Below are 2246 nucleotides of genomic sequence, written 5' to 3'. Positions count from 1 at the left end.
GGGGGTGACGGGGACGTTGTTGGCGTCGGGGCTGTTCCGGGTGATTGCGGAGGTGCGGCCGGAGGCGTTTCGGGGGTTGCGGGAGATTTGGACGGGTGGGGACGCGATGTCCCCGGCGGCGGTACGCGAGACCTGGCGCGCCTGCCCGGACGTGGAGATCGTGAACGCGTACGGGCCCACGGAGACCACCGTGGTCGCCGCCTGCGAGCCGGTCACCCGGGCCGACGCGGACGCCGAGTCGGTGCCGATCGGGCGGCCGATGGACGACACGCGTGCCTATGTGCTGGACGGCGCGCTGCGGCCGGTGCCGCCGGGGGTTGCGGGTGAGCTGTATCTGGCCGGGACGGGCCTGGCCCGTGGCTACCTGGGCCGCTCGGGACTGAGCGCGGAGCGTTTCGTGGCGTGTCCGTTCGGGGCTCCGGGTGAGCGGATGTACCGGACGGGGGATGTGGTGGCCTGGGGTGCGGACGGGCGGCTGGACTTCCGGGGCCGGGCCGACAGCCAGGTCAAGATCCGCGGCTTCCGCATCGAACCCGGCGAGATCGAGACCGCGCTCGCGGACCACCCCGGCGTCGCACACGCCGTCGTCACCTTCAGCGAGGACCGGACCGGCGAGCGGCACCTGGTGGGCTATGTGGTGCCGCACCTGGACGGCACGGACCACTCCGGCGACGCCTCCCGGCAGGTCGGCCAGTGGGAGGAGATCTACGACCAGGTCTACTCGGCAGCGAACACGGTGTGGGGCGAGGACTTCACCGGCTGGGACTCCAGCTACACCGGGCGTCCGGTCCCGCTGCGCGAGATGCGGGAGTGGCGCGACGCCGCCGTGGAGCAGATCGCCTGCTGGGGGCCGCGCCGGGTCCTGGAACTCGGCGTCGGCTCCGGCCTGCTGATGGCGCACCTGCTGGCGGACGTCGAGGAGTACTGGGCGACGGATCTGTCCTCGCAGGTCGTCAAGCGGCTCGGGCAGGAGGTCGAGCAGGCGGGACACGCGGACAAGGTCACCCTGCGGCACCAGATGGCGGACGACGTCACCGGGCTGCCGCACGGGCACTTCGACACCGTGGTCCTGAACTCGGTGGTGCAGTACTTCCCCGACGACGCCTACCTGGACCGGGTACTGGCCCAGGCGTTCGAACTCCTCGCGCCGGGCGGACGCGTCGTCGTCGGCGACGTGCGCAACGCGGCCACCCTGCGGCTGTTCCGCGCCGGGGTGCAGCGGGCACAGCACCCGGACGCGGCACCGTCGGTGGCGCGCGCCGCGGTGGCCCGCGCGATGCTCATGGAGCCGGAACTGGTCCTGGACCCCGACTGGTTCACGCACTGGGGCCGGCGGCACGGCGCCGCCGGAGTCGACATCCGGCTGAAGCCGGGCCGCGCCCACAACGAACTGACCCGCCACCGCTACGAGGTCACCCTCCACAAGGGCCCCGTCCAGTCGATGGCCGCCGACGAGACACCGGTCCTGCGCTGGGGCCGCCAGATCGGCGACCTCACCGCCCTCCGCGAGCGCTGCCGAGCCCACGGAGACGCCCCGCTGCGGGTGGCGGGCATCCCCAACGCCCGGCTCAGCGGGGAGGTCGAGGCGTCCGCCGCGATGTCCGTATCCCCCGCGCCCGCCACGACGGACGCCGCCCTGGACCCGCAGGACCTGCGCGACTGGGCGGCCGAGCATGGCTACGGCGTTCTCCTGACGTGGTCGTCCACGGCCTCCGAGCGCTTCGACGCGATCGTCTTCCCGGACGGGCGGCAGACGGACGGGCGGCCGGTGTCCGGCGGGTACACCGACTCCGGCCGGGCCGACCGGACGCTGGCCAGCGACCCCGCGGCGGCGGGCCGGATCGGCGCGCTGGTGGGTTCGCTGCGCGGGTATCTCGCCGAGCGGCTGCCCGAGCACCTGGTGCCCGCCTCCGTGGTGGCCGTCGCCGAGGTGCCGTTGAACGCGAGCGGCAAGCTGGATCGGCGGGCGTTGCCGGCGCCGGATTTTGCGGCGGTGGCGACGGGTCGGGCGGCGCGGACTCCGCAGGAGGAGTTGCTGTGTGGTCTGTTCGCGGAGGTTCTGGGGCTGGACCGGGTGGGGATTGATGACAGTTTCTTCGATCTGGGTGGTCACTCCCTGCTGGCGACGCGGTTGGTGAGCCGGGTGCGGGCGGTGCTCGGTGTGGAGCTGCCGATCCGGGTGGTCTTCAGTGCTCCGACCGTGGTGGAGCTGGCGGGCCATCTGGGGCAGGGGCAGGGGCAGGGTC

Annotated in this window: 1 protein-coding gene; it reads left to right on the top strand. The window is 73.3% G+C overall.

Annotation, left to right across the window (positions count from 1 at the left end):
- Window positions 1-2246 (top strand): AMP-binding protein (locus tag G5C65_RS39875; protein WP_478501623.1); only part of this gene is annotated, 2246 nt, incomplete at both ends.

Source organism: Streptomyces boncukensis (genome assembly GCF_011045075.1).
In the GTDB taxonomy this organism is placed as follows: domain Bacteria; phylum Actinomycetota; class Actinomycetes; order Streptomycetales; family Streptomycetaceae; genus Streptomyces; species Streptomyces boncukensis.
Note: the sequence above shows the minus strand (reverse complement) of the source record. Positions and strands in the feature narration are given on the sequence as shown.